Source organism: Collimonas humicola, assembly GCF_018304945.1.
In the GTDB taxonomy this organism is placed as follows: domain Bacteria; phylum Pseudomonadota; class Gammaproteobacteria; order Burkholderiales; family Burkholderiaceae_D; genus Collimonas; species Collimonas humicola.
This window is the reverse complement of the sequence record NZ_JAGQEE010000001.1, coordinates 1,007,454-1,033,296: the sequence shown is the minus strand read 5'-3', so window position 1 is coordinate 1,033,296 and position 25,843 is coordinate 1,007,454. Positions and strand designations below refer to the sequence as shown.

The 25,843-nt window shown below is 52.8% G+C and carries 27 protein-coding genes and 2 pseudogenes; 20 read left to right on the top strand and 9 right to left on the bottom strand.

Features of this window, described 5'->3' with window-relative positions; genetic code table 11:
- Positions 1-172 precede the first annotated feature (172 nt).
- The 6 genes from KHU30_RS04670 to KHU30_RS04645 are packed head-to-tail and all read left to right on the top strand — an operon-like array spanning position 173 to position 4,020.
- On the top strand, positions 173-1,027 hold the full coding sequence (locus KHU30_RS04670) for a DNA adenine methylase (protein ID WP_211441441.1): 855 nt from the start codon (positions 173-175) through the stop codon (positions 1,025-1,027).
- 11 nt (positions 1,028-1,038) lie between these two features.
- Positions 1,039-1,470, top strand: a complete 432-nt coding sequence (locus KHU30_RS04665) for a nuclease domain-containing protein (RefSeq protein ID WP_211441440.1) — start codon at positions 1,039-1,041, stop codon at positions 1,468-1,470.
- Entirely contained in the window at positions 1,470-2,456 is a 987-nt protein-coding gene (locus KHU30_RS04660) for a helix-turn-helix domain-containing protein (protein ID WP_211441439.1), read from the top strand. Before KHU30_RS04665 ends, KHU30_RS04660 begins: the two co-directional genes overlap by 1 nt.
- 37 nt (positions 2,457-2,493) lie before the next feature.
- Positions 2,494-2,925, top strand: coding sequence for a RusA family crossover junction endodeoxyribonuclease (locus KHU30_RS04655; RefSeq protein WP_329956631.1), 432 nt, complete (start codon positions 2,494-2,496; stop codon positions 2,923-2,925).
- Between the two features lie 56 nt (positions 2,926-2,981).
- A complete protein-coding gene (locus KHU30_RS04650; protein ID WP_211441437.1) occupies positions 2,982-3,326 on the top strand; it encodes a hypothetical protein in 345 nt (114 codons plus the stop codon).
- A 34-nt stretch (positions 3,327-3,360) separates the two neighbouring features.
- Positions 3,361-4,020 (top strand): helix-turn-helix domain-containing protein, encoded by a 660-nt coding sequence (locus tag KHU30_RS04645; RefSeq protein ID WP_211441436.1) that lies wholly within the window; start codon positions 3,361-3,363, stop codon positions 4,018-4,020.
- On the opposite strand, the gene KHU30_RS04640 is transcribed toward KHU30_RS04645, so the two are convergent.
- On the bottom strand, positions 4,017-4,337 hold the full coding sequence (locus tag KHU30_RS04640) for a winged helix-turn-helix transcriptional regulator (RefSeq protein WP_407928020.1): 321 nt from the start codon (positions 4,335-4,337) through the stop codon (positions 4,017-4,019). The two genes, KHU30_RS04645 and KHU30_RS04640, sit on opposite strands and share 4 nt — an antisense overlap.
- 182 nt (positions 4,338-4,519) lie before the next feature.
- On the opposite strand from KHU30_RS04640, the gene KHU30_RS04635 reads away from it, so the two are divergent.
- From KHU30_RS04635 to KHU30_RS04625, 3 genes are all read left to right on the top strand, one after another.
- A complete protein-coding gene (locus tag KHU30_RS04635; RefSeq protein WP_211441434.1) occupies positions 4,520-5,380 on the top strand; it encodes an SDR family oxidoreductase in 861 nt (286 codons plus the stop codon).
- Positions 5,381-5,547: 167 nt separating this feature from the next.
- Positions 5,548-5,928, top strand: a complete 381-nt coding sequence (locus tag KHU30_RS04630; protein ID WP_211441433.1) for a hypothetical protein — start codon at positions 5,548-5,550, stop codon at positions 5,926-5,928.
- A gap of 606 nt (positions 5,929-6,534) precedes the next feature.
- Complete coding sequence (locus KHU30_RS04625) at positions 6,535-7,728, top strand: aspartyl protease family protein (RefSeq protein ID WP_211441432.1); 1,194 nt, start codon at positions 6,535-6,537, stop codon at positions 7,726-7,728.
- A gap of 241 nt (positions 7,729-7,969) precedes the next feature.
- On the opposite strand, the gene KHU30_RS04620 is transcribed toward KHU30_RS04625, so the two are convergent.
- The 3 genes and pseudogenes from KHU30_RS04620 to KHU30_RS04610 all read right to left on the bottom strand — a co-directional run bounded on the left by KHU30_RS04620 (position 7,970) and on the right by KHU30_RS04610 (position 9,178).
- Entirely contained in the window at positions 7,970-8,407 is a 438-nt protein-coding gene (locus KHU30_RS04620; protein ID WP_211442206.1) for a YeeE/YedE family protein, read from the bottom strand.
- Between the two features lie 10 nt (positions 8,408-8,417).
- Positions 8,418-8,850, bottom strand: a pseudogene (locus KHU30_RS04615) (YeeE/YedE family protein).
- A gap of 1 nt (position 8,851) precedes the next feature.
- Positions 8,852-9,178, bottom strand: coding sequence for an ArsR/SmtB family transcription factor (locus KHU30_RS04610; RefSeq protein ID WP_211441431.1), 327 nt, complete (start codon positions 9,176-9,178; stop codon positions 8,852-8,854).
- Between the two features lie 117 nt (positions 9,179-9,295).
- Between KHU30_RS04610 and KHU30_RS04605 the strand changes: the two genes are divergently transcribed.
- The 4 genes and pseudogenes from KHU30_RS04605 to KHU30_RS25665 all read left to right on the top strand — a co-directional run.
- A complete protein-coding gene (locus KHU30_RS04605; RefSeq protein ID WP_211441430.1) occupies positions 9,296-9,931 on the top strand; it encodes an MBL fold metallo-hydrolase in 636 nt (211 codons plus the stop codon).
- Positions 9,932-9,994: 63 nt separating this feature from the next.
- The gene (locus tag KHU30_RS25670; protein WP_407928038.1) at positions 9,995-10,219 is read left to right on the top strand and encodes a lysozyme inhibitor LprI family protein; all 225 of its coding nucleotides are present in this window, start codon (positions 9,995-9,997) and stop codon (positions 10,217-10,219) included.
- A 10-nt stretch (positions 10,220-10,229) separates the two neighbouring features.
- Positions 10,230-10,724, top strand: coding sequence for a hypothetical protein (locus KHU30_RS04595; RefSeq protein WP_211441428.1), 495 nt, complete (start codon positions 10,230-10,232; stop codon positions 10,722-10,724).
- Positions 10,725-10,797: 73 nt separating this feature from the next.
- Positions 10,798-11,000 (top strand): annotated as a pseudogene (locus tag KHU30_RS25665) (DUF6881 domain-containing protein); the annotation flags it as partial.
- 108 nt (positions 11,001-11,108) lie between these two features.
- Here KHU30_RS25665 and KHU30_RS04590 read toward each other — a convergent pair.
- From KHU30_RS04590 to KHU30_RS04580, 3 genes are all read right to left on the bottom strand, one after another.
- A complete protein-coding gene (locus KHU30_RS04590) occupies positions 11,109-11,402 on the bottom strand; it encodes a transposase (protein WP_211441427.1) in 294 nt (97 codons plus the stop codon).
- A 20-nt stretch (positions 11,403-11,422) separates the two neighbouring features.
- On the bottom strand, positions 11,423-12,253 hold the full coding sequence (locus KHU30_RS04585; protein WP_211441426.1) for a hypothetical protein: 831 nt from the start codon (positions 12,251-12,253) through the stop codon (positions 11,423-11,425).
- Positions 12,254-12,352: 99 nt separating this feature from the next.
- Positions 12,353-12,976 (bottom strand): hypothetical protein, encoded by a 624-nt coding sequence (locus tag KHU30_RS04580; RefSeq protein ID WP_211441425.1) that lies wholly within the window; start codon positions 12,974-12,976, stop codon positions 12,353-12,355.
- Between the two features lie 701 nt (positions 12,977-13,677).
- On the opposite strand from KHU30_RS04580, the gene KHU30_RS25355 reads away from it, so the two are divergent.
- The 4 genes from KHU30_RS25355 to KHU30_RS04560 all read left to right on the top strand — a co-directional run bounded on the left by KHU30_RS25355 (position 13,678) and on the right by KHU30_RS04560 (position 19,537).
- Positions 13,678-13,920 (top strand): helix-turn-helix transcriptional regulator, encoded by a 243-nt coding sequence (locus KHU30_RS25355; protein ID WP_211441424.1) that lies wholly within the window; start codon positions 13,678-13,680, stop codon positions 13,918-13,920.
- Positions 13,913-14,839: a terminase small subunit gene (locus KHU30_RS04570; RefSeq protein WP_211441423.1), complete on the top strand. Its 927-nt coding sequence runs from the start codon at positions 13,913-13,915 to the stop codon at positions 14,837-14,839. Before KHU30_RS25355 ends, KHU30_RS04570 begins: the two co-directional genes overlap by 8 nt.
- Positions 14,832-16,379, top strand: a complete 1,548-nt coding sequence (locus KHU30_RS04565; RefSeq protein ID WP_211441422.1) for a hypothetical protein — start codon at positions 14,832-14,834, stop codon at positions 16,377-16,379. Before KHU30_RS04570 ends, KHU30_RS04565 begins: the two co-directional genes overlap by 8 nt.
- 710 nt (positions 16,380-17,089) lie before the next feature.
- Positions 17,090-19,537, top strand: coding sequence for a tryptophan 7-halogenase (locus tag KHU30_RS04560; RefSeq protein WP_211441421.1), 2,448 nt, complete (start codon positions 17,090-17,092; stop codon positions 19,535-19,537).
- 30 nt (positions 19,538-19,567) lie between these two features.
- Here KHU30_RS04560 and KHU30_RS25660 read toward each other — a convergent pair whose 3' ends face one another.
- Positions 19,568-19,942 (bottom strand): DUF746 domain-containing protein, encoded by a 375-nt coding sequence (locus tag KHU30_RS25660; protein WP_407928037.1) that lies wholly within the window; start codon positions 19,940-19,942, stop codon positions 19,568-19,570.
- A 1,021-nt stretch (positions 19,943-20,963) separates the two neighbouring features.
- On the opposite strand from KHU30_RS25660, the gene KHU30_RS04550 reads away from it, so the two are divergent.
- Complete coding sequence (locus tag KHU30_RS04550) at positions 20,964-21,326, top strand: hypothetical protein (protein ID WP_211441419.1); 363 nt, start codon at positions 20,964-20,966, stop codon at positions 21,324-21,326.
- Between the two features lie 146 nt (positions 21,327-21,472).
- Here KHU30_RS04550 and KHU30_RS04545 read toward each other — a convergent pair whose 3' ends face one another.
- The gene (locus tag KHU30_RS04545) at positions 21,473-21,790 is read right to left on the bottom strand and encodes a hypothetical protein (protein WP_211441418.1); all 318 of its coding nucleotides are present in this window, start codon (positions 21,788-21,790) and stop codon (positions 21,473-21,475) included.
- 453 nt (positions 21,791-22,243) lie between these two features.
- On the opposite strand from KHU30_RS04545, the gene KHU30_RS04540 reads away from it, so the two are divergent.
- Positions 22,244-24,898 carry a type VI secretion system Vgr family protein gene (locus KHU30_RS04540; protein ID WP_211441417.1) on the top strand — a complete coding sequence of 885 codons (2,655 nt, stop codon included), beginning with the start codon at positions 22,244-22,246 and terminating at the stop codon, positions 24,896-24,898.
- On the top strand, positions 24,895-25,833 hold the full coding sequence (locus tag KHU30_RS04535; protein ID WP_211441416.1) for a glycoside hydrolase family 19 protein: 939 nt from the start codon (positions 24,895-24,897) through the stop codon (positions 25,831-25,833). Before KHU30_RS04540 ends, KHU30_RS04535 begins: the two co-directional genes overlap by 4 nt.
- Positions 25,834-25,843: the final 10 nt, after the last annotated feature.

Sequence of the window (25,843 nt, the reverse complement as noted above, 5' to 3'; positions counted from 1 at the left end):
CTGTGTCTGTAGGTGAACCACGGCATGCGGCAGATCGCTATGCCGAACGCACGGCGAAGATGGTTATTTTCAATCATGCCCAGCGAGTCTGCAAAGGGGCATGCCGCAAGAGGAAGAGTGTGGGGCAGTTCGCACGCGGGGACGATCTATGCAGGATGTGTAGGTTGCGCGCATGACAGTACCATCCCGTCCTGTTTTACGATACCACGGCGGAAAATTCCGCTTGGCACCTTGGTTGATCAATTTTTTTCCTGCGCATCGCGTGTATATAGAGCCCTTCGGTGGGGCTGCGTCTGTGTTGCTGCAGAAGGAGCGCAGCTATGCCGAGGTTTACAACGATTTGGATGGCGAAATCGTCAATCTGTTTAGGGTGTTGCAGAACCCAGGTCAAAGCGCCCAATTGGTCAAGCTTTTATGCCTAACGCCATACGCGCGTGCGGAGTTCGACCTGGCTTGGCAGCCTGCTGCAGATCCGGTTGAGATAGCGCGTCGCACCGTTATCCGCGCTCAAATGGGCTTTGGGTCTGCTGGCGCCACGAAGGGAAGTTCTGGATTCCGTATTGATACCGCTCGGAAGTATTGTACGGCGATGATGGACTGGGAGCGCTACCCGGTGTGTCTACCGCCGATCATTGAGCGCTTGAAAGGCGTACAGCTAGAAAATCGTCCTGCGCTGGACGTGATTCGCAGTCAGGATAAAGAGGATGCCCTGTTTTATGTGGATCCGCCATACCTGCACGATACTCGCGTGATGAACGGTAGTACACGCTATTACCGGCACGAAATGACCAATGATGATCACATCGAATTGCTGGCGCTTCTATCTGAGGTGCGGGGAATGGTGGTTCTCAACGGCTATCCAAGTCGTCTTTATGACGATGCGTTGCCAGGTTGGGTCAAACGTTCCGTTTCAGCGAGAGCTAGCGCAAATCGGGGAACCGCCATTCGTACGGAGGTCGTTTGGCTGAATCCGGCGTGTGTTGCAGCGCTTGCCGCCGAAGAGTCGCAGCAGCGGATGTTCGCATGAAGCGAAGTCCTATGAAACCCTCCGCAAAGCCAATGCGTCGTACTGCCATGTCGCGCGGTCTGACCGGTGTACTGTCTTGCTCCTCCTTTCAGCGATCCACGAAGCCGAAGAAACCTATCAAGGCTCGACGCAAGCCTTTGACCAAGATACGCGCCTCCGCGCGCGACAAGGAATGCACGCTGCGATTTCCGGGCGTTTGCAACTACCGTACCGACACGACTGTTCTCTGTCATTCCAATTTTCTGGCGGACGGGAAGGGCTATGGCATCAAGGCGCCAGACGAGAAGGCGGCATATGGCTGCTGTCGATGTCACGACGTCTTGGATGGCCGCGCAAAGCGCCCCGTTGGCATGAGCTACGAGGTGATGATCGATTTATTTTATAACGGCGTCGCGCGGACGAATGCGATTTTGCGCGGCCTGGGACTGATGGAGGCAATTTAGTGAGTGTTCGTATTATGTCGATGGTGTTTGAGCGCTATCAAAACGGCGGTGGTGAGATGCTGCTGGCCCTTGCACTAGCTGATCATGCCCATGATGACGGGACCAGTATCTATCCGTCCATTGAGCAATTGGCCTATAAAACGCGCCAGTCGGAACGTACCGTGCAATACCAGTTACGGGCGATGGAGAAGAGCGGATGGTTGATCCTGGTCAACTTTGGGAATGGTGGTCGTGGTGCCCGCCGCGAGTATCGTATTTCTACTGATTGGCTGAAGGGTGCAAATATTGCACCCTTATCCAAAATTCCCATAGGAGAGATTTCTGTAAAGGGTGCAGAAATTGCACCCCAAGAAAATAAGGGTGCAACTGACGGTCAAAAGGGTGCAGCCCCAGGCAGAAAGGGTGCAACTGACGACGCAAAGGGTGCAAAGCTTTTGCACCCACATATAACCGTCACTAATCATCATGAACCATCAGAGAATCGTCAGGACGCTCGCGGCAAGCGCTTGCCGAAAGACTGGACCTTGTCGAAAGCTTTGGGGGATTGGGCGCTGGAAGAGCAGCCGACCTGGACGCCGGAACATGTTCGTCGCGTTGCTGACAAATTCCGAGACTACTGGGTAGCCGTTGCCGGCAAGGCCGCCAAGAAGACGGATTGGCCGGCGACCTGGCGCAACTGGTGCCGCAACGAGAAGCCACTGGTGGCGGGCAAGCCAGCAGGGCAAGGGGCGTGGTGGGCAACTGATGATTCTGTGATGGCCAAGGGTGCTGAGTTCGGACTCAAGCCGCTGGCAGGAGAGTCGATGCCGGCCTTCAAGGGGCGCGTGCAGGCGACGATCGATAACGGCGGCCAGGTGCCACTTCCGCCGCCAAGCAGAATCGCGGCTGTCCGTAAAAAAACCGACGATGAGCGCGGCACCAAGCCGAATGGATTGAATTTGAAGGCATTGATTAAACAGAAAGGCCGGCTAGATGATTTGCACTGAAGGTGCCAAATTGGAGTTGGGGGCATCAAGTCCACCTGTGGCTGTAATCAATTTCGTCGTGGACGGCCAGCCGGTGGCGAAAGGCCGCCCGCGCTTTGCTCGCGTAGGGAAGGGCGTCAAGGCATACACCCCGGCTAAGACGGCAGCTTACGAGCAGCGGGTGAGCTGGGCGGCAAAGGCGGCGATGCGTGGCGCCAGCCCGTTGGCTGGACCCGTTGAGCTGTACGTCGCCCTGTACATGCAGGTCCCTGCCAGTTATTCCAAGGGGAAGCGTGCCCTGGCGATTGCCGGCGAGCTGCGACCAACTAGCAAGCCTGACTTGGACAACGTGGTCAAGGGTATCAAGGACGCGTGCAACAACATTGTTTGGGGTGATGACTCGCAGGTAGTTCGGATAGTCGCGAGCAAGCATTACGCCGCGCGCGCGTCTGCCACCGTTATCGCGACCCCTGTGGAGGGGAATTCGTAATGGCTGGCACTAAGAGACCCCGCAAAGCATATAAGCCGAGAGGAGCATTCGTTCCGATGATGCGATGCACCCGCAACGACCTGGCGCTGGAGCTGCGACTTGCAATCGAGCTGCTGATTGCCGAACCAAGTCCGGATGCGTACAACCAGCTATCGAAGATGCTCCTGGCGATGGGGAATACCGGCGCCCGCGGCGAGTCGCTGGCGAGAGCTAACAGCACCATGCTGGAAATCTGCGATCGCTTCGATAGGGTTGGCAAGGTTGGCCTATCTGCTGATGAGGCTGCATCGCTGCGTTGCGCCGCCGGCGGACTGGATGAAATGCTCAGTCACATTCCTATCAACGTATTTAGCGCTGCAGTCGCCGTAGTGACTGCGCAGTGTCTGGAGCTGGGCGTATGAACGATTTGGAAAAGCGAAATGAAAATGGAGGGGCATGATGGGATACGTTAATGACATTGCGGCGTTTTCGGCGTCAGTGGATCGGCGTGCTGGCGCAGGCGCCCAGGTTGGCGATAGAGGCGAGGAGATTTGCCGCCGGCTCATTCTGGCCAGAAAACTCAACCATCTGGATCAGCGGGAAGCGGCGAAGACTTTAGGCTATAGCAATTCGTCGCAGTTATCCAAGATTGAAGCCGGTCAGGCCAGCGTATCGCGAGAGTTCATTGTGCGTGCGGCCATCGCCTATGGGGTGAGTGCCGATTACCTCCTGGGGCTGTCAAATGAACCAGAGCGGGATCCGCGCACAGCCGAGCAAGTGGCAGTGCTGCGGTCGGTGCAGGGAGCGGTCGAGCAGAACGTTGCGGCGATGGTCACGGTCCTGCTGAAGAACGCGGGGGAGGTGGCGCCATTGCGTTCGCATCTGGAGAGCTTGACCCTGCGAATCAGCCACTTGCAGGAAGCGTACGATAGGGTGTGCCGCAAGAACGAGGCATTCCAGAACGATGTCCTGGCGGGTTCGATCCTGGAGAGTGCCGTGGATGCCGCCGGCGACGCCGCGTGCAACGCCAAGCAGTTTGTAGAACGTCGTTCGATGATTGCCGATTTCCGTGCGAAGGCGGCAACAGACGACGGCAGCTATCCGTTATTTACTTAGACGGGTTTTGGCGAAGAGGGTGGGCGCCGTGCATCTAAACTGTCGGGAAGCATGGTATCGATACAATCGGCCAATGCTTCAACTCTCTCGCCCAGAACTCTTCCTCGTGGAGTCAAGGAATATTCCACGTGGGGCGGTACGGTCCCATAAGACTTCCGATGAACCAACCCGTGTGCTTCCAGGCGTTTCAAGGTTTGCGATAACATTTTTTCACTCACACCTCCGACCATTCTGCGCAGCTCGCTGAAACGTCGAACTTCGCCCATCAGCACAATAAGCAGCAATATGCCCCAAGGACTGGTGACGTCTTTAAGCATCTCACGACACGGGCATTCAGTTGATGGGAGCCCCTCGCGTCGGACTTGTGCGGAAAAGGAGTCGGGTGCGATCAGTTTGGTTTGCGTTGCCATCTCTACACTAACCTTTCGGTGCGTACTTATGGAAAGTAAGGTAATGCCTTATTGTAAGTGCCTTACTCAACCAAACCAAGGAATTTGTCATGATAGTTGTTACAGGAGCCACAGGTCAGCTCGGTCGTCTGGTAATTGAAAACCTTTTACGCTCGGAACCCGCATCAAGCATCGTCGCTGTAGTTCGCGATCCAGCGAAGGCGGCCGACCTATCGAATCGCGGCGTTCAAGTCCGTCAGGCTGATTACACACAGCCGGCGTCGCTTAGGGTAGCGTTTGCTGGTGCGGATAAGCTACTGCTTATATCTTCGAGCGAGCTCGAGCCCGGACAGCGCGCCTCTCACCATCGCGCCGTAATTGACGCGGCGATTGATTGTGAAGTCAAGTTGATCGGATACACGAGCGTTCTACGCGCCAACACGACTCCTTTGGGGTTGGCGGCTGACCACGTTCAAACCGAGGCGATGCTTAAAGCTTCAGCCATCCCATTCGTTGTGTTGCGCAATGGTTGGTACACCGAAAACTACACCATCTCAATTCCAACGGTGCTGGCTCACGGTGCGCTGATGGGTAGCGCCGGCGACGGAGGAATTGCTTCGGCTTCGCGGGCTGACTATGCCGCTGCGGCTGCTCTGGCGATGACACTTCCCGATCAAGCCGGACGGGTCTACGAACTGGCGGGGGATACTGCCTACACCTTGTCGGAGTTCGCGGCCGAAATCTCGCGGCAGTCCGGCAAGACGGTCAATTACATGAACCTGCCGCGTGAGGAATACAAATCGGCGCTCGTGGGCTTTGGTCTGCCCGAACCAGTCGCGGATCTGCTCGCAGATTCTGACAGCGGCGCGTCACAAGGTGGCCTTTTCGATGATAAGCGCCAGCTTAGTGCACTGATCGGTCGACCGACAACGCCTATGGCTGAGACGATTGCAACGGAAATTAAGGCGTAGATAACTGTTGGTGCTGTCGCCAAATCAATGCATTGTCAACCAAGGTGACGCGTCGCATTGTGCTGAGCTGTTGATTGCACTCAGCCACTGCAGCTTGGCCGCTGATCAACTGATTGATTTCGCTGGTAGTGTCAACGATCAGTTTTTTGTTTTCACAGGAGGATTCAATGGGTATTCGATTTCTCAAGATCGCAGTGATCTATCTATTCGTCGGTGCGCTATTTGGTGGCTTTATGGGGGCGACCGACAACTTTGTTTTGGCTCCAGTCCATGCGCATCTCGCTTTGCTAGGATGGGCTTCGCTCGCGCTTGCGGGTTTGATTTATCACCTTTACCCGGCCGCGGCATTGACGCTCCTCGCGCGAATTCATTTTTGGTTGCACAACATCGGCCTGCCATTTTTCATGCTCGGTCTCGGCTTGGTGCTTACCGGTCATACATCTGCAGTTCCCATCGTATCCATCTCTGCCGGTAGCGTCACTATTGGCCTGGCAGCGTTCACCGCAAACGTTCTGACGAACGTGAAAACTAATGCCGGTCGAAAGTAATCTGGTAGAGAAGCTGACAAGTTGGTTGTAGTCGGCCAACTCCGCTCATTCATCGCGCATCTTTTTTTTGGGGAGGGGAGTGGAAGCCGCCTGTGAGGTCGCGCGCAAGGCAAAGCAGTTTGTAGAGCGCCGGTCGATGATTGCCGATTTCCTCCGCGCGAAAGCGGCAACGGACGATGGTAGCTATCCATTATTTGCTTTGGTTCAAACTTGACCTGACATCTCCCGGGCCTGCCTTAATGCCATCTTAATGTTATCTTAATGCTATCGGATTGATTTTGCTTTATATTTGGTCCGTCATTCTTCATGACAGTAAGTCTCCTAATCCCTAATGGACTTTAATGTGCCTGCAACCGATAGGTTGCGGGCATTTTTTTGAAAGAAATTGTGAGGGTCAACTAAGGTGGGTCGGCCGTGTCAGGTGTTTGTAGTCTCTAGGCGGCTCGGCGATAAATGACACCTAGCTCTTCCATGAAGTGGTCCGCTCATTTGAAACGCTAAACGTTCGGCCACAGAGCTGCAATATAGGATAACTCTGCATCAACAATGAGCTTTGAGCAGTAAGACTGAAATCGTACGACGCAGCATTCCATAAAGGCATATATTTTGTTCGCGAAAATCCGCATTAAACATCTTCTCTATTTATTGATCGGCACAGGACTAGTGCTATTCGTAGCGAGCTGTGGACGGCTTGATCCTCAGAAAGAAGCGCAATTACTCACGTCAAAAATTAGTACACATGCGATTATTATTCCGGTAACTATTTCGAATAAAACATACCATTTCCTCTTGGATACAGGCGCCAGCTATACGGTGATTGACAATCATCTGGCAAAAACGCTCACACAAAAAGCAACAGAAACTCAGATTTCTGCTGTGGTCCACGATATGGTGAATAAAGGCCTAAAAAGCGTCGATAGTCGTCTGCAAAAAAATGAACTGACTTTTTGGCAGCCTCGCCCAATTGTGATAGGCGACTATGTGATCCCGGAATCCGATCCCTGGTTGGGACTGGACTTGGATGCGCCCAGTCAAGCCGTTGGCGTAAAGATAGATGGCCTTATTGGTGCCGAAATTTTCCGCCAGTTGAATTGGGCAGTCGATAACCGTAGCAATTCATTGACGGTTTGGAGGCATGCCCCCTCCACTCTCGGCTACCAGCAGTGCATTCCCTACAGAGACCAATATGGCAGCTCCCCTGAGCTGCAAATGGACTATAAGTCCCACGCGATTTTTCTCAACGTAGATACCGGTGCGGATATCAGTTATATGTCCGACGAATTTATGAAATTTCTTAAAGGCGAAGATCAAGAAAATGTAACGCCAGATATAAAGAGCGGCCGCCAAATTTCCGCCACTGGCTTATACGATGGAGACGATTATTTCATTAACGGCTTATATTTTAATGATATGTCTGTAGGGCGTATGAAGGTTGGCGAGAACAAGCAAGGGATGTACGGTATTGGCATGAATTTTCTTTCCAGATTTGATAATTACCTATTTATTCCAAGCAAAATGTTGTTTTGTTATAACGCCAGTAATTTCACCCGCCATGATAAGGAGTCATTGCGTAAGATCAGTGTGCGCTATTTTGCACAACACGTTGAAGTGTTCTATAACAAGTCGGAGGATATCGCTCGATTCGGCCTGATGAATGGGGATGTACTATTAACTGTCAACGGCCAAAAAATAACTCCAGCGAAGATTGACGATCTACGCCAACTACTTTCATATACACCATCCGGCGCACTGACATTGATTCTTGAACGTAACGGCAAGCAACAGATGATTAAGTTTTAAATTTTCAGAGTCGATTTACGGCAACGACGGGCTCACTACAAAACATTTTCCTACTGAGTACGTTCGCCTTACGCCTATCCAGGCGTATCTAACACCTCTTGTATATTTGAACGGTCGGTTTCGAGAAATATCTATGTCGCCTTTGGATCGAAATCGACCTGTTGTGGCCGGCTCAAAACGGCCACAAGCTGACGTTCAAGCCAAGTTCTTAAAATCAACCATTGCAAATTCTCAACCTGTCTTAGATGGCTTTATGCTTCGGGGTGCCGTTCATTCGCTCCAGCACCTCAAATATCGCCATACCCGCCAGCATCGCAAGGAAGAACAGCCATGGTTTAGCATCACCTTGTGCAAGCAAGGCCAAGACTGGCCCTGGGCAATAGCCTGCCAAGCCCCAGCCAACACCAAAGGTCACGCCACCCAGTGCCAGCCGCAGGTCTATTTTCGTGGCCGTTGGCAAACGCATGGCGTCGCCTAAGAAAGCCTTCGGTCGTTTTGCCGCAAAGGGAAAGACGAACGAGCCAATCAGAACCGCACCACCCATTACGAACGCTAAAGATGGGTCCCAGTTTCCAGCCAGGTCGAGAAAGCCTAATACTTTGGACGGGTCAGTCATGCCCGAGAGAATCAGTCCCAAACCAAATACCAAGCCGGACAAAAGTGCCATAACAAGGCGCATCATCTACTCCTCAACTCAAAACGTGGCGAACGACGAACACGGTCGCGAAGCCGGCAAACATGAAAGCAATTGTTGCGACGGCAGAACGAGGTGACCGACGGGACAAGCCGCAGACGCCGTGGCCACTAGTACAGCCCGCGCCGTAACGCGTACCAATGCCAACCAGCAGCCCGGCAATCACTAAAGTGAGCGTTCCCGCCTCAATCTGCACGTTCGGGAGCGGCAATACAATCCCGAACACGAGTGGCGAAACCATAAGGCCAATTACGAAGGCAATCCGCCAGGTGATATCACCGCTGACCGGGCGTAAAAGCCCCCCCCACAATGCCGCTGATGCCGGCAATACGCCCGTTAAATAAGAGAAATATTGCTGTCGCAAGGCCAATCAACAGGCCGCCGGCCAACGACAACCAAGGAGTAAAGTTTGACCAATTGATTATCATGTCATGCCTCCTTTTCCTTGGGGCAATACAGGGCATACAGCACTTCCAATACCGCCATCGCTTCCTTGCTGGCGATGCTGTAGAAAATCTGCTTGCCTTCACGCCGGGTGTTGACCAGTTCCTCTTCGCGTAACACGGTTAGTTGCTGGGACAAGGTCGGTTGCCGTATTCCCGTCATCGTTTCCAGCTCGCTTACGCAAAACTCGCCCTGCGTCATCTGGCAGAGCAGAAGCAAACGGTCGGGATTGGCTAGTGTCTTCAGCAGGCCGTATGCCCGTCCGGCGGCGGCCTGTAGCACGGCGGGGTTTATCTGATAGGGTGCATTCATCTTGGTGGTTGCTGTCTAGTGCGAGGCATTACTATATCACAGTATAATATATAATATTATATATTGAGTTGCGAAAGCTATAGTTAATTTGTCGATACTTACCAGTAAGGGGGTACCATGATTTTCCGGCAACTATACGAACCGGTGTCCAGCACTTACACCTATCTGATTGGATGCGAAGAAACTGGCCACGCTATCCTTATCGACCCAGTGATTGCCTCCATGGAGCGTGACTTGGCTGAAATGAAGCGTCTAGGCCTCACACTAGCCTACACCGTCGATACTCATATCCATGCCGACCACATCACGGCTGCCTTGGAAATGAAGAGTGCGATTGGCAGCAAGATTGCCGCACCGGCTTACGACCACCTTCCGTGTACTGATGTTGGAATCGAAGAAGGCAAACCGTTCCAGGTGGGCAGCATCACGTTACAGCCACTTCATACACCCGGGCACACCGATGGACATTTTGCGTATCTCTTTAATGACCGCGTCTTCACCGGTGACGCCTTGCTGATTGACGGATGCGGACGAACTGACTTCCAGAACGGCGCTGCGGATGCCCTGTATAGCGGTGTGCGGAAAAAGTTGTTTACGCTGTTGCCGAGTGAATGCAATTTGGTCCTTCGAAAATCGTTCAGGAAGGCGAAGTCCGCCCTCAATCTGGGCTGTTCCAAAGAGCCTGAATTCCTTCCTCATTATGGAGGATGCCGGACTGATATTGGGTATATGAAACCACGGTCGCAACGGTAATTAAAGCGAAGGCGATAACGTTCCAAAGTGCTAATTTCATTTCCGCCTCATCTCGTTCGGCTGATGGTTTATATTACGCCCACTTGGCAAAGCTCGTATGCCCGCACTAAAATGAGCTTCGATGCTAGTGTCAGGTCGTTCCGCCAATATAGAATGGCGCAATGCCAATTTCAAAAGGAACTGGCCTCGACAAGCAATGCTGACGATGTAATTCAAAAGGCTTGTGAAGCAGAATTAAATTCAACGCGTGTCGAACGGCTGAAGGCGGAGATGTGGCGATTTAATTAGCGCATACTTTTTGTGGTCGGCAATCGTCGGCCAGCAGCGGACGCTGAAACATCTACTAGAAAGCTTTTATATGGCCGGACTTGGTTCGTTCGAAAGAGTTTATGTCGAAAATGAATGGTACGACGGACCACGAGTGGGTCTTGCCGACATCCATGGCGTCCCTCATCGATTCAATTCGCTGTTTGACGAAAGGGAGGACGAGTATCTTTCAACCTTTGAAGTGTGGCCAATTAGTCGCGAAGAACTTGAACTCGAAATCGAGCAATGGTGCATTTTTGTTGAGTGGAATACCAGATATGAATCAGGCGAAGCCGATACTGACTCGCATCCTGGACACGGGGGACTCAGCGAGCGCTGGGACGAGATTGAGTCGCTCGTTAAGAAAAGCCGGACCAATGTGCCCTTAAATGCAAGGCGAGCTAGAGCCCAGCTAGCGTCTGCCAACAGAGAGCATCGATATGAAGTAACTGGACCAAACTATTTGATGTGCTGGGAATTCCAATAACGGTCAGATGCGGACATATGAACCCTGACATCAAATGAACTGCATCGACGTACGCTGACGGCACGAAAACGAATTGGACCCAATTAGGTTAGTGTCCGAGCTTGATGCAGACAATTTTGAAACGAGAAAGTTGGAATTTTTCGTGTTGGAAGCGTTGGCTTTGCCAGCAAATTTGGAGCTTCGCGTGGCGTTGAGCTCGGCGTAGTAGCAGTGCCGTCGCTGGAGGATATTAACAGTGATGAGCAGTTCAACGGAGTCGAAATCAGTAGGGCCGATTTCGAAATGCTGACCGTGACTGCGACAAACTTGCGTCGCAATCCGGTTCGTTTGTTGTGTTCTCTGCGTCGGCGTTGTAGTCGGGCATATTCTCCTGCCAGGCGGGATTCAACTGGATGGGGAATATTGCTCGTGCTTGCTCCGCTTGTCTTCTCGCACATCTTGCAAGCGAGCGTTTTCCAGCGTCAGTTCAGCCACAATTTGTTTCAGCTTGGCGTTTTCTTCCTGCAGGCATTTCAGGTCTTGCGTATAGTCAGGCAGGCCTCCGTATTGCCGCTTCCAGTTAAGGAAGGTGCGTTCCGTGATTCCTGCTTGCTTGATGACGTCGGCCAACGGCATGCCCAGTTCCTCCTGCTTCAGGGCTGCAGCGATCTGGTCGCTGGAGAATGGCGAGCGCTTCATGGCATGGCCTCGCATTCTTTTTAGCGATTTTTTAAGGCGGACAAATCCGGCATTTTGCTATCCAGGCCAAGACGGGCTCGAATCAATGGGTCTTTATATTGATCGCCGATGTTCATCAGGTTCTGGCTGACGGCATTGTTTTCAGCGGAAGGCGCGGCCGGGGCAGCAGGTGCGGCGGCTCTTTCCATGCCAGGGCAGGAGCGTCCGGTCGATTCAACCGCCTTGCGGTTGGCTTCGCTTTGGCAGAGTAGAGCAAGCGCTACATCGTTCAGGCCCATGGCGCGAAATTCCCTGGAATCCAGGCGCCGTACGCATGCCTGGTCGACCATGGTGGTGCCGCCGGTGGCGCCGAAACCTGTGAACGACAAGCCGAACGATGCTGAGCCCATGCAGGTGTCGGACAGAGTTGTCGTCAGCGATGGCGCAACGATATTTGGCACGGTCTTGATGGAATACGTGCCGCCGTAGTCGACCGTGGTCTTGGTGTTGTTGGGGCTGCTGCCTGGATCACCCGCGGCGGCGCTGCTGGCTCCTGCTCCTGCAGACGTCCCTGTGCCTGATGTTCCGGTCCCCGATGTGGTTGGTAGGGAAACCGATACGCTCACACTTGAATTGCCGCCGGTGCCCGAGCCGCCGGTTGCGCTGCCGCCATTGGTGGCCGATGCGCCATATGTTCCTGAAATCGTATTGGAAGCGGTGCCGCCTGCTGCGGTGCCTCCTGCTGCCGAGCCGCCGGTGCCGCCCGCACCGCCAGTCGCTGTGGCTGTCGATGTGGAGGTAGGTGTTGTCTGCGCTAGCGCTGGTACTGTGAAGATCGAGGCTACCAGGATACCTATAAGTATGCGCTTCATAGCTTCTCCATCGTAATGGTTGGTTTTATAAACGGGAGGGGAAAATTGCTTTTCCCTCCCGCAACTCATAGCTAGCCGAGACGTTGCTTGCTGTTGCTATTAAAATCCAGCGATTGCTTTCGATGCTGCGCTGCCGCCGTTACCGCCATTCCCAGCATAAGCACTGCCAGATGTGGCGCCGCCGGCGAACACGAAGTTGCTAGCCGAGCCGCCGACATTGGTGGCGCCGATCGAGGCGTCAGAGTAGCCGGTGTGGGAGCTGGCCGATCCACCGCCTGCCAGTGCATTGCCGTTATAGGCTTGTGTACTGCCAGTGGTGCTTGGCATGCCGCCTGCACCGCCAGTCGAGCCGCCATGCATGGTATTGCCGGCATTGCCGCCGCTGGCGCCGCCGCCGGTCGTTCCGCCACTGGCTGTAGTAGCGCCGCCAGTTGCGGAGCCGCCGCCAGCGCCGGTCCAGTTATTGCCGCTGGTTGCTGAGCCGCCGGTAATGGTTTGAGATGCATTGCCACCTGTTGATGAGCCGCCGGAGGCTGTGCCGCCGATTGCGCCGCCTGAAGTTGCCGAGCCGCCTGCACCGCCTGCGCCACCGACCGAAGCCGCAGTTGCAACGCTAGTGAAAGTGGCTGTGGTAGTGGTAGTGGTGGTGCCCGAAGATTGATGAGCGAATGCAGAGACGGCGAAGAGTGAAACTATGGATGCGGCGATAATTTGCTTTTTCATTTCTGTTTCTCCTTGGAGTGGGGGGCATCATTCACCAGATTGTCTTGCCCATGCGCCCCAGGCCATCGGCAAGCGTTACCACGAATAAAGATCATGCCGGGAGCATGCTGCGCATAAGAAGTGCGCTGAATTAGAGTGAGCTTCTTGTGTGGCAACAATCGTTGCGAATATCTCACTCATTTAAATTGAAATGCCTGTTTTCGATAAGGTAGAGCACGACCGAAACACTGTGGTCTGGATGCAATCTGCGCAGGACTCATCAAGCGACTGCATTCACGATAATAGAAGTGCAAAACCCAGTGTCCACGACAAAATCTTGTCAGCTTCGGACAGGTAGGTTGGCCGATTTGGCCAATGCTTTTCCGTGCTGCATCTTGGGTGCGCTAACAAAAAAATATAAAAACCAATTCATTCTTGCGCCTGAAATGGTCTAGCGGAGAAAAATGACGCACGGGAAAACTGTTGAGAGAACGCGATGTCCGTTTTTGACAAGGTGCAAAACAACATATACAGATGCCGGATTGTTGCGGCGGGCTGTGCATCGAGGAAATGCGTGAATTTTTTACGCGGTGGCGATTATCGGATAGGTGGGGGAGACGACTGCGAGTCGGATACTGGATCGGGAAATGGAAAAGCCGCAGAGGAGCACGGTTTTTTTGGGATTCTAATAGTGGTCCGTCCAACTCTTATGATGCCTCAGAATGTCCCATCCTCAAATTACGTCTGTTAAGTCATCGATTGAACGCTTGCCTGTCGTCATGGCAAGAACCGGAAGAAGTCGCGCTTCGATCTATCTCGACATGAAGAAGGGCATCTTTCCGCAGTGCTTTAAGGTCGGAATCCGAGCTGTCGGCTGGCTGTCTAGCGACATTGATGCGTGGATTGGAGTCCGTGCTCAGGCTGGCCGAGCCGGACATGTAGGCGTGGGAAATGTGAATGGCTAAGGTAACTACGCCCGGACCTCCGGCGCGCAAGGCAACCAAGAGGGGGGTAAAAGATTCTACGAAAGATGTTACGCGTGACGTCGCTGACCAGCTGCCGGTGGCTGAGAGTGCAGAACAGGCCCGGTTCCGTCGCGCGCAGGAGATCGTAAATGGCTTTGATCTTCCACCTCGTATCAAGCTCTTCGTGGTGGAGTACACCAAGGACATGAATGGAACGCAGGCTGCTATCCGTGCGGGATATTCGGCAAAGACTGCCCAGGAGCAGTCGTCGCAACACTTATCAAAACTTATGGTCAAGCAAGCTGTGGATGCGGTAGTGAACGATCGCATCGAGCAGGGCATCTTCGACGGCGACATGGTGATTTCCCGGTGGGTGGAGATCTCGCAGGCCAATCCGAACAGCTTGACGCAGTATCGCCGTGTGAATTGCCGCTACTGCTGGGGCGAGGGTCACCGCTATCAATTCACGCCGGCAGAGATGGAGGATGCCAAGCAGGCGCTGGATGATAGCAATGCCAAACGCGCGCTGGACGAGCTCCCTGAACTGGAGTGGGACAATAAGGGCGGCCTGGGCTTCGTTGGCAATCGTGATCCGCATCCTGAGTGCCCGGAATGTTGGGGCGAGGGTGTTGGGCGCCCGTTCTTCACGGATACGCGCAAGCTTGGTCGTGAGAGCCTGCCGCTATACGCCGGGGTGAAGCAGACCAAGGAAGGCCTGGAGATCCAGATGCACAACCAGACCGATGCCCTGGATAAGCTGGCCCGCCACTTCGGCCTATATAAAGACAAGCTGGCCGATGCGGTAGAGAAGAGCTATACGCGGGAAGCGCTGGAAGAGCGGTTCGCCGGCGCCATGCAGCGCGCCCAGGAGCGTCAGCGTCAGGTCGATGAAGAGCGCGGAACGGTCGTGAATGGCTAAGAAGCGCCTGCTGGATGACCCGCGCTACCCAGAGTTCGTAGAGCGGTATCAGTTTGACCCGCTGCGCTTCGCTGTCGAGGTATGTGGCGTGTCGCCCAGCGCGGACCAGATTGATCTGTACCAGGCCATGGAGCCTATGGACGCCAAGGTCAGCGTGGTGTCCGGTACGTCCACGGGCAAGACCAACTCGTTCGGTCGTATCGCGCTCTGGCATCTACTGTGCTATCCCTATGCGGTCTACGACGGCAAGCTGGAGATTGGCTCGAATACCTATATCGGCGCGCCGAACCTGCAGCAGGTGGCGGACGGCGTGTGGAAGGAAATGCAGGACTCGAAGATTGCCATGGCGAACGGCCCGCATGCCTGGCTGTGCGATTATTTCGTCATCACCAAGACCCGGGTGTATGTGACTGGTTTCGAAGAGCAGTGGTTTGTTGGCCGCGTCGCGCTTGCCAAAGGGCAGTCTGTCGGTATCGCCGGTAAGCACCGATGGGCGCAGCTGATCATCGTCGATGAGGCCGCCGGCGTGAGCGACGACCACTTCGACGTGATCGATGGTACGCAGACGCAGCCTTGCAACCGCACGCTGATCGCTTCCCAGGGCGTCCGCAGCAGCGGCCGGCATCACGCCTCTCATCACAAGCTGTCGGCGCGCAATGGCGGCTCATGGCATTCGCTGCGCTTCAACTCCGAGCGCTCGCCGTTCGCGACGACCAAATGGCTCAAGGAGCGCGAGAAAGAGAGCGGCGGCAGGGATTCGGTCGAATATCAGATCCGTGTACTGGGTCTGTTCCCCGAGCAGTCAGAGCGCTTCCTGCTAGGCCGCAGCCAGGTGGAGAAACTCGTTGGCGCCGAGCGCACCATTAGCGCCGGTGAACCCTATGGCAACCTATTCATCATCGACGTCGCGGCCGGCGTGTTCCGGGACAAGACCGTCGGCACCTATGCGCGGGTGATCGGCAACGGCGACCGCATCGACGCCGACCCGCGCCGCGTGGACATCATGGATGTGCCCATCTTTTCGAACGCCCTGGATTGGCAGCACATCGCCGGCGAGGTGTTCCACTACACGCAGCGCCTATCCAACTGCACCATTCTGGTCGACGTCGGCGGGCAGGGTATCCAGTTCGCCAAGATGCTAGAAAACCTCGGCTGTCCGAACGTCGTCAAGATCAACTGGGGCAACCCATGCTTCAAGAAAAAGAATAAGGATCGCTTCTTCAACCTGCGTGCGCAGTGTTCCGTGCTGGCCGCCGAGGCCGTGAAGGACGCTCGAATCACGTTTTCCAACCAGCACGTCCAAGACCTGCTAGACCAGGCGTCCAAGATTCCGTATTTCTTCGATGAGAAGGCCAGGTATCACATCGAGCCCAAGGACAAAATGAAGGAAGAGGGCATTCCATCGCCGGACCTGTGGGACACCGTGTGCATGGCCTTCCTTGAGAATGCGCATTACATAGTGTCGGCGGACTACGACTCTCGCTATTGTGGCTTGGATGCGGCGTGGCGGGCTGCTGAGGACGCATTTGTTAATGCTTGAGTTAGAGATTTCGATGCAGTGACCATCGTATCTATTCATTAGTTCTCGCGATGGAGAAAGGCTGAAGGCACGTCCAAATTTCGCTTTTATTGATTCAGTCAATCTTTTATAAATTCGTAAATCGATACAGCTCCTATGACGGTTGTTTTTTTGTGACATTTCATGCGTATTTATCGGCTAATAGGGAATATTTTGAATGGATGACACTCATTAACACCTTTTTGCAATGAATAACATTTTTCTTTGCGCTATTGTTCGAATGATGGTGCTAAAAAGTCTTGCAAGTGTCTTGATCAATGCACGTTCAAACGTTCATCGTGGCGAAAGGTGGAAGCAACCAAATCCCGAAAACAGTCCCGCAGTTTGAAACAGATCTATATGGATTTGCGTGAGTCGCGCTTTGACGAGATCTAAGGTTGAATTGTTGCTTTTGTGTGGCAATAACGACTGGATCGGTGGATTGGAGCCATGTGCGCACATCCTAAACGTACATTTTTTGTTTCGCCTATTCTTCTTTTTGTATGGCCGGCCAAGTATGGCGTTCAGAATATTCTTGTCTTAATTTAATTGAGGTGGCCTGACATTTTCGAACACGCCCGTTTGATAAATTTATTAAGGCGAGTGATAAAAGGACCAAGTCCATAAAACACCGGCCTAATTATAAGGGAGTTAGTTCCGTATTTTTCTCCAAATAAAAATAGGAGTAGTCAATGCAACCACCACTAGATTTATCGAAAGCTCGGCGTATTGTCGTTCTCGGTGCTGGTACAGCAGGACTATTTGCGGCCTTGGAGATGCGGCGTATTTTCGGCCCATCTGCTGATATAACGGTTATAGAGTCGCCCAATGCGCCGATCGTAGGGGTCGGGGAAGGCGGCATATTAAATCTGCCACAGACCTTGCGACGCTTGAATATAGATGAACGCGACTTCGCCGAGAAGACTGGTGCCGTCATCAAATTGGGCTTTGCTTACCTCGGATGGAAAAATGGTCAAAGCGACGACATATTTTTTCACATGTTTCATGAGGGGAGGACGGGAGCACCTCAGGCGCCTATTTATGCGGGTTTTGCTCCAAATTGGTCCGGGATGCTGGCTAACAAGGTTCCGTTGCATTACGCGATGACTAATTATGAATTGATCGAAGCAGGTCGGTCGCAAGAAGATGTCTGGCGCGCTCTTGCAGAGAATCCAGGAAAATATTCCTATTCGTTTCATTTTGCCGCGGAACGAGTCGCTGAATATCTCCGTTCAATCGCCATCAAACGTGGCATCCGTTGCTTGAAGCGGGAAGTGGTCGACTTTAAAATTGATTCTTTCTCCGGTCATGTTCGGGCTCTTAAGTTTGCCGATGCCGGGGATCTAGAGGAAGTTGATTTTTTGATCGACGCGTCGGGATTTGCGCGTCTTGTTATCGGCAAACTGTATAAAACCCCTTGGCGCAGCTTCAGAGACCATCTTCTGCTCGATCGCGCTATTCCTTTCCACATGCCTCACCAAACGCCTCACCCAGCCTTGGCAACTCGCGCATTGGCGATGCGAGCGGGATGGATGTGGCAAATACCGGTTCGCGAGCGAATTGGAGCGGGTTATGTTTATTCCAGTCGCCATCTGACGGATGACGATGCGCTACGTGAGATTGAAACGACGCTTGGTTTTCCCATTGAGCCGATGCGAACGTTGCGCTTTGAGCCCGGACATTTTGAGGTGATCTGGCGCGGTAATGTACTGGCCGTAGGTCTCGCATCCGGCTTTGTAGAGCCTTTAGAGGCAACGTCGATCGGCGTGATGCTCGACCAAATTTGGTCCTTTGGCTTTGACATTGAAAACTGTGGAAAGATTGTACCCCAAACTACAATAGATTTATTCAATGCCCGTAGCGTATCTACCTGGAGTCAAATTCGAGATTTTCTTATTCTTCATTATGATTCTCAGCGTCGTGATACCGTCTTTTGGCGCGACATAGCCAATTTAACTCGACCAACTGAATATAGCGCTCTCATGACGACATGGGGCTTGAGAACGCCGCGCCCAGGCGACGTTGCGTCATACAGCTTTTCCCATAGTCTTATCTTCGATTGGCCCAGCTGGCTTATGGTAGGGCAAGGGGTAGGCGCGATTGCTCCTTCTTCTGCTGCGACGGAACTAGCGATCTTGCCTTCCAGCGTACGCCATGATGTCGGACGCTTTCTTAACTCACTTCATTCATCGCATCGTGTACCTCCCACAAGCGATTTAGATGAATTAAAGGAGGCCGCGGTCCACTCCGAACTGGTTGGGGGCGCGAATCGGGAAGCTGAGCATAAGGTGAATATCGGTGTTCAACAATTGAGTCAGGGGCAATTGACTGCGGCGATGAACAGTTTCAATCAGGCGGCCCAGATAGATCCATATCTTTGGCAGGCACAACTTAATCTCGGTCGGCTCCTGAGAATTAATCGTTCATACAATGAGGCAGAGGCCAAGCTACGCACAGCAGTGAAGCTCCGTCCGAAAAACGAAGCGCCCTGGAGAGAATTGGCGATACTATTGCACGAAACTGGGCGCCTTTTCGACGCCAAAGCTGCTTTTCAAGAAGCGATTAGCCTTGATCCGTCCGCTATTGCGATGCGATTTGGATTGGCGCTCTTGTTGCAAGAGCTTGGCGATCAGCCTGGCTGGACGGAGCAGCTCAGACTTGCCACTGAAATTGCTCCAAAGTCGGCAGAAGTTTGGCGACGGGCCGCCGAGCTTCAAGCCAGCGGCGGAGAGGTGGAGTCCGCAATCTCGGCATTCTGCCGAGCTGTTGATCTAGCAGGCGAATATCCGGTTTCTACCGATTTTTATAATATTGCTAGACTTCGTTTTACTCAAGGTCGATTTAGAGAGGCTAAATCGAACTATGAAAGCGCTATCCATATTTCTCCTAATCTCGCCGAGGCTCGTGTCCATTTGGGTAATCTACTCGTCAATCAGAAATTGGGTCTGGAGAGTGAGGCGGAAATGCATTATCTTGCGGCGTTGGCTGTAAAGCCCGATCTCGTAGAAGCGCATTACGCAATCGGCCTTTTATACCGCAGATGGGGGGACGTGGCGCCTTCCAAGGCGTACATTGAAGCGGCGTTTCATCTCGATCCGCAATTGGCGAAATCGCTGGAGGCCGCCGAGAGCAAAAAATGACCTTACTGCTGGAGATTGGATTGTGGGCGCTCAAGCTGGGTCAATATCTATCTTGCCGGGGTCATATAGAACCTCCAGCCGTACTCTCTGTTGTGTCAAGCGCTCAGCATCTCGCACGCTGAAAGTCGTATTGCAAGTTGAGCAAATTAGTCTACGTCCACGGTGGTCGGAGCCGCCAAGGAATTGCTTCTCACCTTCAGCGCCGCAACGTGGGCACTGGATGTGAGCGCGAGTCTTTATCCCCAGGCGGACCTTGGCCTCCCACCGGCCTGATGGGTCTAGCTGCAGCAGCCACAATCTAATTTTCTTCGCCCAATTTGCAATAGTTTTGTAATCTACGCCGAGCCGCCTGCATGCTTCTTCATATGGTATTTGTTGCGACAGTAAGCGTATAAATGCCGGCATTACTTCCGTGTGCCGTAGTCGCGCCAGTGGCGTGGCAGTCAATCGATTGAATCGTTTATCACATTTCCCACAATAAAACGCTGGTCTCGGCAAGCGGGCATGCGGTTTAGCGGCCAAGGCCGTATGCCGGGAATGACAATACGGGCAAGCAATAGGCTTTAGGTCGAGAGAGTAAACTTCGGCCAAAGCCCTTTCCAAGAAGGCCGTCAATGCTTTGTCCTCTGTATCAGGATAGGATGCGCCCGTACGTCGGTACTGCGGCTGATCAACGAGGAAACGTCTTTTCGTCGGAGCGGCAGCTGGTTCTGGGGGAACGGGCGAGGGCTGTGTTTTAGCAATAATGCTACTGAGCTGTTCTGAGCGAGGTCTTGCTGGCGCGATGTTCAACTGGCGCCGGCGCCAGCTCACTTGCCAAACAGTGACACCAAATTTTTGTGCAATGACGGTATCAAGAACCCTGCCTAGATGCGACTCCATTTCTGCAGTCCACGCCAAGGCCGCGGTACCAAAAGGAGCAATTCCCAATTCATGCCGGCGACGTGTAACAGTAACGTGGCTAACTTTTAATCGTGCAGCGATCGAACGATCTGAGGCCGTACCTAGTAACGCCTCTGTTGCTGCAGTCCAGATTCTGCGACGCGGACTGTCATCGCGATTCGACGGAAAATGTTTTTTTGGAGTGAAGGCAGTCATGATTGCTTTTGCGGCATTAAGACTAAATTTTACAATGATGTTCTAGGCTGGAAGGGACTCATGTGTCATAAGCCGAGCCATGGTGGTTGCTTTTATCAAGAGGACGATTTTTCTAGAATCGATCTGAAGCCTACTGGCACAGCTCCAGTCGGTTATTCGCGCGAGTCACGAAATTGGTAGCGCTTGACGTGAAAAAGACACTTGTTCGACATGGCATCTTTGTTTTTGAAAACAATCGTTAAATGCTGCAATTGCCAATGGACAAGTTGCACACGAGTACCTAGGATGACTTCCATGGTCTACTACAACGCTGCCCGCAATAGGACTTATGAAAACCTACTCCAACGATCCATTTCTGAAGAACAGTCTCGACAAAATCTTGGGACTGGCGACACTGACGCTATATGGTGTCAATGTTCAACTTGCTGTTGACGGTGTCATCGACGGCGTTTTTCATTACCTGACCACGAACAAGCCACGCGATCCTGATGCTTTTCTGCTGGCATTCAAAAGCGGTTTGACGACGCTGGCCGACCGTGCGGACGAGAGTATGACGTCTTACAGAAAGACATTGCATGATGCGGCGTTGCTTATACGAATGACGCGCATTCCTCCTCATATGAAGTCTGTCGACTCAACACAAATCGCTAGTCTGTTCCAGAAGTTTCAACTGAAGATGGGGCATTCTTAGCCTCAGTCTCTATGTTGTATCCGTAAAGAAGGATGTTGTTCTGATTTCTTTGACGGGGAGATGATGGCACTGGCCCGCGATCGATTGTATCAACGAGCTTCTTCAAGCCAAGGTTTCAGTCAGCCGCAAATCTTTCGCGATGGCCGTTAAATATTCTTTGATTTGGGATGATAGTCACCCATACGAAATTTTGCCCGATGGTCTCCCATCAAGGCACGCAATTCTTTGATTGGGAGATCGCTGATTTCTTCCATTCGGACCAGAAGGGATGCGCCAACAGGCAAACGATGATGTCGGATCTTGCTGACGACCGGCGGTGCAACTTCGAGCTCGCGCGCCAGCGCCGCATCATTTTTCAAATGCAATTTCTCGATCAAAGAATCTAGCAGGTGATTCGGATCATAGGTCGCTTGCTCATTAAGCTTGTTGCGGCTTGGGGCGACTGGGGGAAGGGTAGTACTCATGTCAAATTAACTCCTTAAGTTGCTTTCGAGAATTGTCATTTTTAACATAGAGACAATAGTCAATATAGCAAAATTATTTTCAATTTGACATATCTATATTGTTGTTGTTTTACTAAATATTCACATTTGATTTCCCCAAAAAACATTGCGATATGTCTAAATATTTTTAGACGAGACAAAATGCAGAGGCGGTCTTGGCGCGTGAAATTTGCGAGACATTGAATTGCTATAAATGAATGGCAGGGGAATCCTGTCGCTCCTTTCTATGCCGTCTCAAAACTCCAACAGCAGAAGTGTGAATTCTTGCAAAATTATCCACGCAGGAGGTGTTTCTAACTAGCAACTAAAGATGCGGGTCGTTATAATTTAATAGAATATTTATCAAGTAGAATGATCGGTCTGTTTTGCTGAAAAATTGTGTATTAATGACGGTTCAATTTCGAGGAACCCCGCATGAGTAGTTTGCTTCAATCCTTATCGGCCTTGATACAAGGGCGACAGAACAGCCGTATTCTGCGCTTGTCGTTTCCCCATGACGATGGGCCGCAAGCTCAGCTCCTGGTCAACAAGCTCGATGCAATCGAAAGCCTGTCGCGGGATTTTGAATTTTCTCTTGAGTTGCTGTCCGACGATGCCGGCCTGGCGCTCAAAGAACTGCAAGGCAAGCTGCTTTGCGTGGAGCTTGTCAGGGCTGACGGCAGCCTCCGCTATTTTTCCGGTTACTGTTTCGAGTTCAGATTGACTCGCACAGATGGGGCGATCACCTTCTACCAGGCCAAACTAGGGCCGTGGACACAGTACCTGCGTCTGCGTAAGGACAACTACATTTTTCACGGCAAGACGCTCCGCGAACAACTCGACAGCATTTTCAAAGACTACGGCACCCTGCCCGACTGGGATTTCCAAATCAGCGGCGAAGATCCAATCATGACCGACGCTTTCCAGTTTGACGAAAGTGACCACAACTACATACACAGGCGCCTGGAAAACGCCGGCTTGCTGTATCACTTCCAGCACCACGCCCAAGGCCACAAGCTGATCATCACCGACGATTCGACGCGCGCCGAACCGATAGACGGCGGCCCCGAGATCCGTTTCCAGCGCCATGGCGGCGCCACCGAAGAAGATGGCATAGGCGAATTTTCGCCAGTGCGCCAGATCGTCCCTGGCTCGGTATCAATAGGCGGCTTCAACTTCAAGAACCCTGTTCCAATCAATGCTGGCGTGCCAACCCTGAACAAGCAAGGAAGCAGCGTCCTCGATATCGAATCCTATGAATATGTGGGCGCCTACGGCGTCAAGAATACCCAAGGCGCCGACCAGCTATCGCGGCGGCGCATGGAAGAGATTGAAGCGATAGGTAAGCACTTCGAAGCGTCCGGCAATAACCGCTCGGTCATCCCCGGATGCTGGTTCCGCCTGAGCGGCCACTACGGTTATAAAGAATCGGGTAAGAATGAATTCCTGATCCTGACAGTGCGGCACGTCGCGATCAATAATTATCTACAGGAGGCCACGGAGAAATCCGCCTACGGCAATACCTTCACCTGCATCCGTAAAACCGTACCCTGGCGGCCTGGCCGCAATTTCAACAGCGTCGACACCAGGATCACGTTTCCGCAAACCGTCACGGTCGTCGGGCCATCCGGCCAGGGCAGCGTCCACACCGACGAATACGGCCGCATCCGGGTCCAGTTCCACTGGGATCGCATCGGCAACAACGACGAGCGCAGCTCGGCCTGGGTGCGCGTGGCTAGCTCCTGGGCCGGCGGCGAACTGGGCGCGAAATCCATTCCGCGCGTCGGCTCGGAATGCCTGGTGCAATGGCTAGACGGCAATCCCGACCGCCCCATCGTCACCGGCAGCGTCTACAACCAGCGCAACATGCCGCCGTGGAAGCTGGCGACCCAGCAGTCCTTGATGGGCTTCAGGAGCCGCGAACTGACGCCCAACGGCGGCAACCAGCCAGGCGGCAGGAGCAACCACCTGGTGCTGGACGACACCAACGGCAAGATCCAGGCGCAACTCAAAAGCGACCACCAGCACAGCCAGCTGAGCCTGGGCAGCATTACCCGGATTGAAGACAATGCGGGGCGGAAGGACGCTCGGGGTGACGGCTGGGAGCTACGCACCGACGGCCATGGCGTTGCGCGTTCGGCCAAGGGCATGTTGATCACTACCGAGGCCAGAAACAACGCTGCTGCGCATATCAAGGACATGGGTGAGACGGTGGGAAGGCTGACTGCTGCACGCGACCAGTACGAGTCGCTGGCCGATGCAGCGCAGCAGGCTGGGGCGCAGGAGAAGCAGGGGCAGCAGGCTGATGTCGCACAAACCTTGAAAGCGCAGAATGATGCGATCAAGGGGCAGGGCACAAGCGAGGAGGGTAGTTTCCCGGAACTGTCGCAACCTCATCTCGTTCTGGCCAGTCCTGCCGGGATTGAGACCACCACCAGCGGCAGCACCCATATTGCTAGCGGTGACCATACCGCCATTACTACCGGCAAGAGTTTGTCGATCGCCAGCAATGACAGTCTGTTTGCCAGTATTGGCAAAACTTTCCGCTTGATGGTGCAAAAAGCCGGCATGAAGATGGTCGCCGCTGCGGGCGACGTCGACGTCAAGGCTTTAAAAGACAGCATCAACCTACTCGCCAAGCTCAATATTACGCATACGGCAAACCGTATCACGATCACGGCCAAGGAAGAAGTGCTGATCAACGGCGGCGGCAGCTATGCCAAATACAATGCCAGCGGCATCGAACACGGAACAAACGGCGCCTATGTTGCACATGGCGCGACGCATAGTTTGCCAGGTCCGAGAAATATGGCAATTCCTGTTTTGCCGCAAGGAGCCCCAATGGTGCCCCTCACCACGGGCAATCATAGCGTGCAGTTCTTAATGAAATCACAAAAGGGGAAGCCGCTTGCTGAGTATCCCTATGTTATGGAAAGTAAATCCGGGCTTCGTTATGAGGGTGTAACAGATTCGCATGGGCAGACCATGCGAATTTTTACCGCTGACAAAGAAAAATTCACAGTTAAGGCCAACACCAAATTTACGGACAATGATGTCGATCTGCCGCCAGCTTCGGAGCGCTTTATATGACTGAGAAAACAGCAGCCCCCTTAGGGCAAACCGACACAAACTCGGATCACACAAGGGTTGAAGAAGTCATTGTCGAGTGTGCGTGCAACCGTGATTTGACACTGGATGAGTTACGCGCCGTTTATCCAGAGCGTGGCCAAAAGACCTTGGAAAAATATCTCGATAGTCTCAACGAAACGATGAAGAAATACGAGATTACGTCTTGTTTGCGTAAGGCCCATTTCTTGGCCCAGGTTGGTCACGAATCGTCTGAATTGCAATATGTCGCCGAGTTCCTTGATAAAGATCCTGCAAAGGACGAGAAAATTGAGAAGGAAAAATACGGTGGATATAAAGGGCGAGGATTTCTACAGATAACGACTGAGACCAATTACACAACATATGGCGACTATGTCAAAGAAGATCTAACCGACGAGAACAGAAAGAAGGTAGAGCAGCCCAAGTACGCAGCAGATAGCGCCGGCTGGTACTGGAAAGTATTTTTAGGCGAGGACCTGAGCGCGTCTGCAGATCAGAATGATTTGTTGTATATCACAGCAAAAGTGAACGGCGGCTATAACGGGTATGAAGGGCAATCAACGTCTCGTCTGAAATTGTTAAAAAACGCTGCGACTGCGTTACACGTGACGATGTGCCCGCAATTAGATGCGCTGTTCAAGGCATTCCCCGAATTTGAAAAATTCACCTACGATTCATATACATTGGAAAAAAGTAAGGCATACGATACACCTGACATGTCGTTTGCCTGGGGACTTTGGCATGATCCAAAATCCAAGCAAAAAGGTACAAACAAAGACGGTGTGCAAGCTAAGCTTGGTTATAGTCGATATGCGGAATTTGTGAATAACAAAACTGTGAAAAGCAAGAAAAAACGGTTCAACATGACACGAGAAGAAATGGCAGCTCTTGCCGAAAAGCGGGTAAAAGAACTTTAAATATTTTGGT

Coding starts and splice junctions, on each gene's coding strand:
- KHU30_RS04670 (WP_211441441.1), top strand. CDS start 173: ATGACAGTACCATCCCGTCCTGTTTTACGATACCACGGCGGAAAATTC.
- KHU30_RS04665 (WP_211441440.1), top strand. CDS start 1,039: ATGAAACCCTCCGCAAAGCCAATGCGTCGTACTGCCATGTCGCGCGGT.
- KHU30_RS04650 (WP_211441437.1), top strand. CDS start 2,982: ATGATGCGATGCACCCGCAACGACCTGGCGCTGGAGCTGCGACTTGCA.
- KHU30_RS04645 (WP_211441436.1), top strand. CDS start 3,361: ATGATGGGATACGTTAATGACATTGCGGCGTTTTCGGCGTCAGTGGAT.
- KHU30_RS04640 (WP_407928020.1), bottom strand. CDS start 4,337: ATGCTTAAAGACGTCACCAGTCCTTGGGGCATATTGCTGCTTATTGTG.
- KHU30_RS04635 (WP_211441434.1), top strand. CDS start 4,520: ATGATAGTTGTTACAGGAGCCACAGGTCAGCTCGGTCGTCTGGTAATT.
- KHU30_RS04630 (WP_211441433.1), top strand. CDS start 5,548: ATGGGTATTCGATTTCTCAAGATCGCAGTGATCTATCTATTCGTCGGT.
- KHU30_RS04620 (WP_211442206.1), bottom strand. CDS start 8,407: ATGCGCCTTGTTATGGCACTTTTGTCCGGCTTGGTATTTGGTTTGGGA.
- KHU30_RS04610 (WP_211441431.1), bottom strand. CDS start 9,178: ATGAATGCACCCTATCAGATAAACCCCGCCGTGCTACAGGCCGCCGCC.
- KHU30_RS04605 (WP_211441430.1), top strand. CDS start 9,296: ATGATTTTCCGGCAACTATACGAACCGGTGTCCAGCACTTACACCTAT.
- KHU30_RS25670 (WP_407928038.1), top strand. CDS start 9,995: ATGGTTTATATTACGCCCACTTGGCAAAGCTCGTATGCCCGCACTAAA.
- KHU30_RS04590 (WP_211441427.1), bottom strand. CDS start 11,402: ATGAAGCGCTCGCCATTCTCCAGCGACCAGATCGCTGCAGCCCTGAAG.
- KHU30_RS04585 (WP_211441426.1), bottom strand. CDS start 12,253: ATGAAGCGCATACTTATAGGTATCCTGGTAGCCTCGATCTTCACAGTA.
- KHU30_RS04580 (WP_211441425.1), bottom strand. CDS start 12,976: ATGAAAAAGCAAATTATCGCCGCATCCATAGTTTCACTCTTCGCCGTC.
- KHU30_RS25355 (WP_211441424.1), top strand. CDS start 13,678: ATGTCCCATCCTCAAATTACGTCTGTTAAGTCATCGATTGAACGCTTG.
- KHU30_RS04570 (WP_211441423.1), top strand. CDS start 13,913: ATGGCTAAGGTAACTACGCCCGGACCTCCGGCGCGCAAGGCAACCAAG.
- KHU30_RS04565 (WP_211441422.1), top strand. CDS start 14,832: ATGGCTAAGAAGCGCCTGCTGGATGACCCGCGCTACCCAGAGTTCGTA.
- KHU30_RS04560 (WP_211441421.1), top strand. CDS start 17,090: ATGCAACCACCACTAGATTTATCGAAAGCTCGGCGTATTGTCGTTCTC.
- KHU30_RS25660 (WP_407928037.1), bottom strand. CDS start 19,942: ATGCCGGCATTTATACGCTTACTGTCGCAACAAATACCATATGAAGAA.
- KHU30_RS04550 (WP_211441419.1), top strand. CDS start 20,964: ATGAAAACCTACTCCAACGATCCATTTCTGAAGAACAGTCTCGACAAA.
- KHU30_RS04545 (WP_211441418.1), bottom strand. CDS start 21,790: ATGAGTACTACCCTTCCCCCAGTCGCCCCAAGCCGCAACAAGCTTAAT.
- KHU30_RS04540 (WP_211441417.1), top strand. CDS start 22,244: ATGAGTAGTTTGCTTCAATCCTTATCGGCCTTGATACAAGGGCGACAG.
- KHU30_RS04535 (WP_211441416.1), top strand. CDS start 24,895: ATGACTGAGAAAACAGCAGCCCCCTTAGGGCAAACCGACACAAACTCG.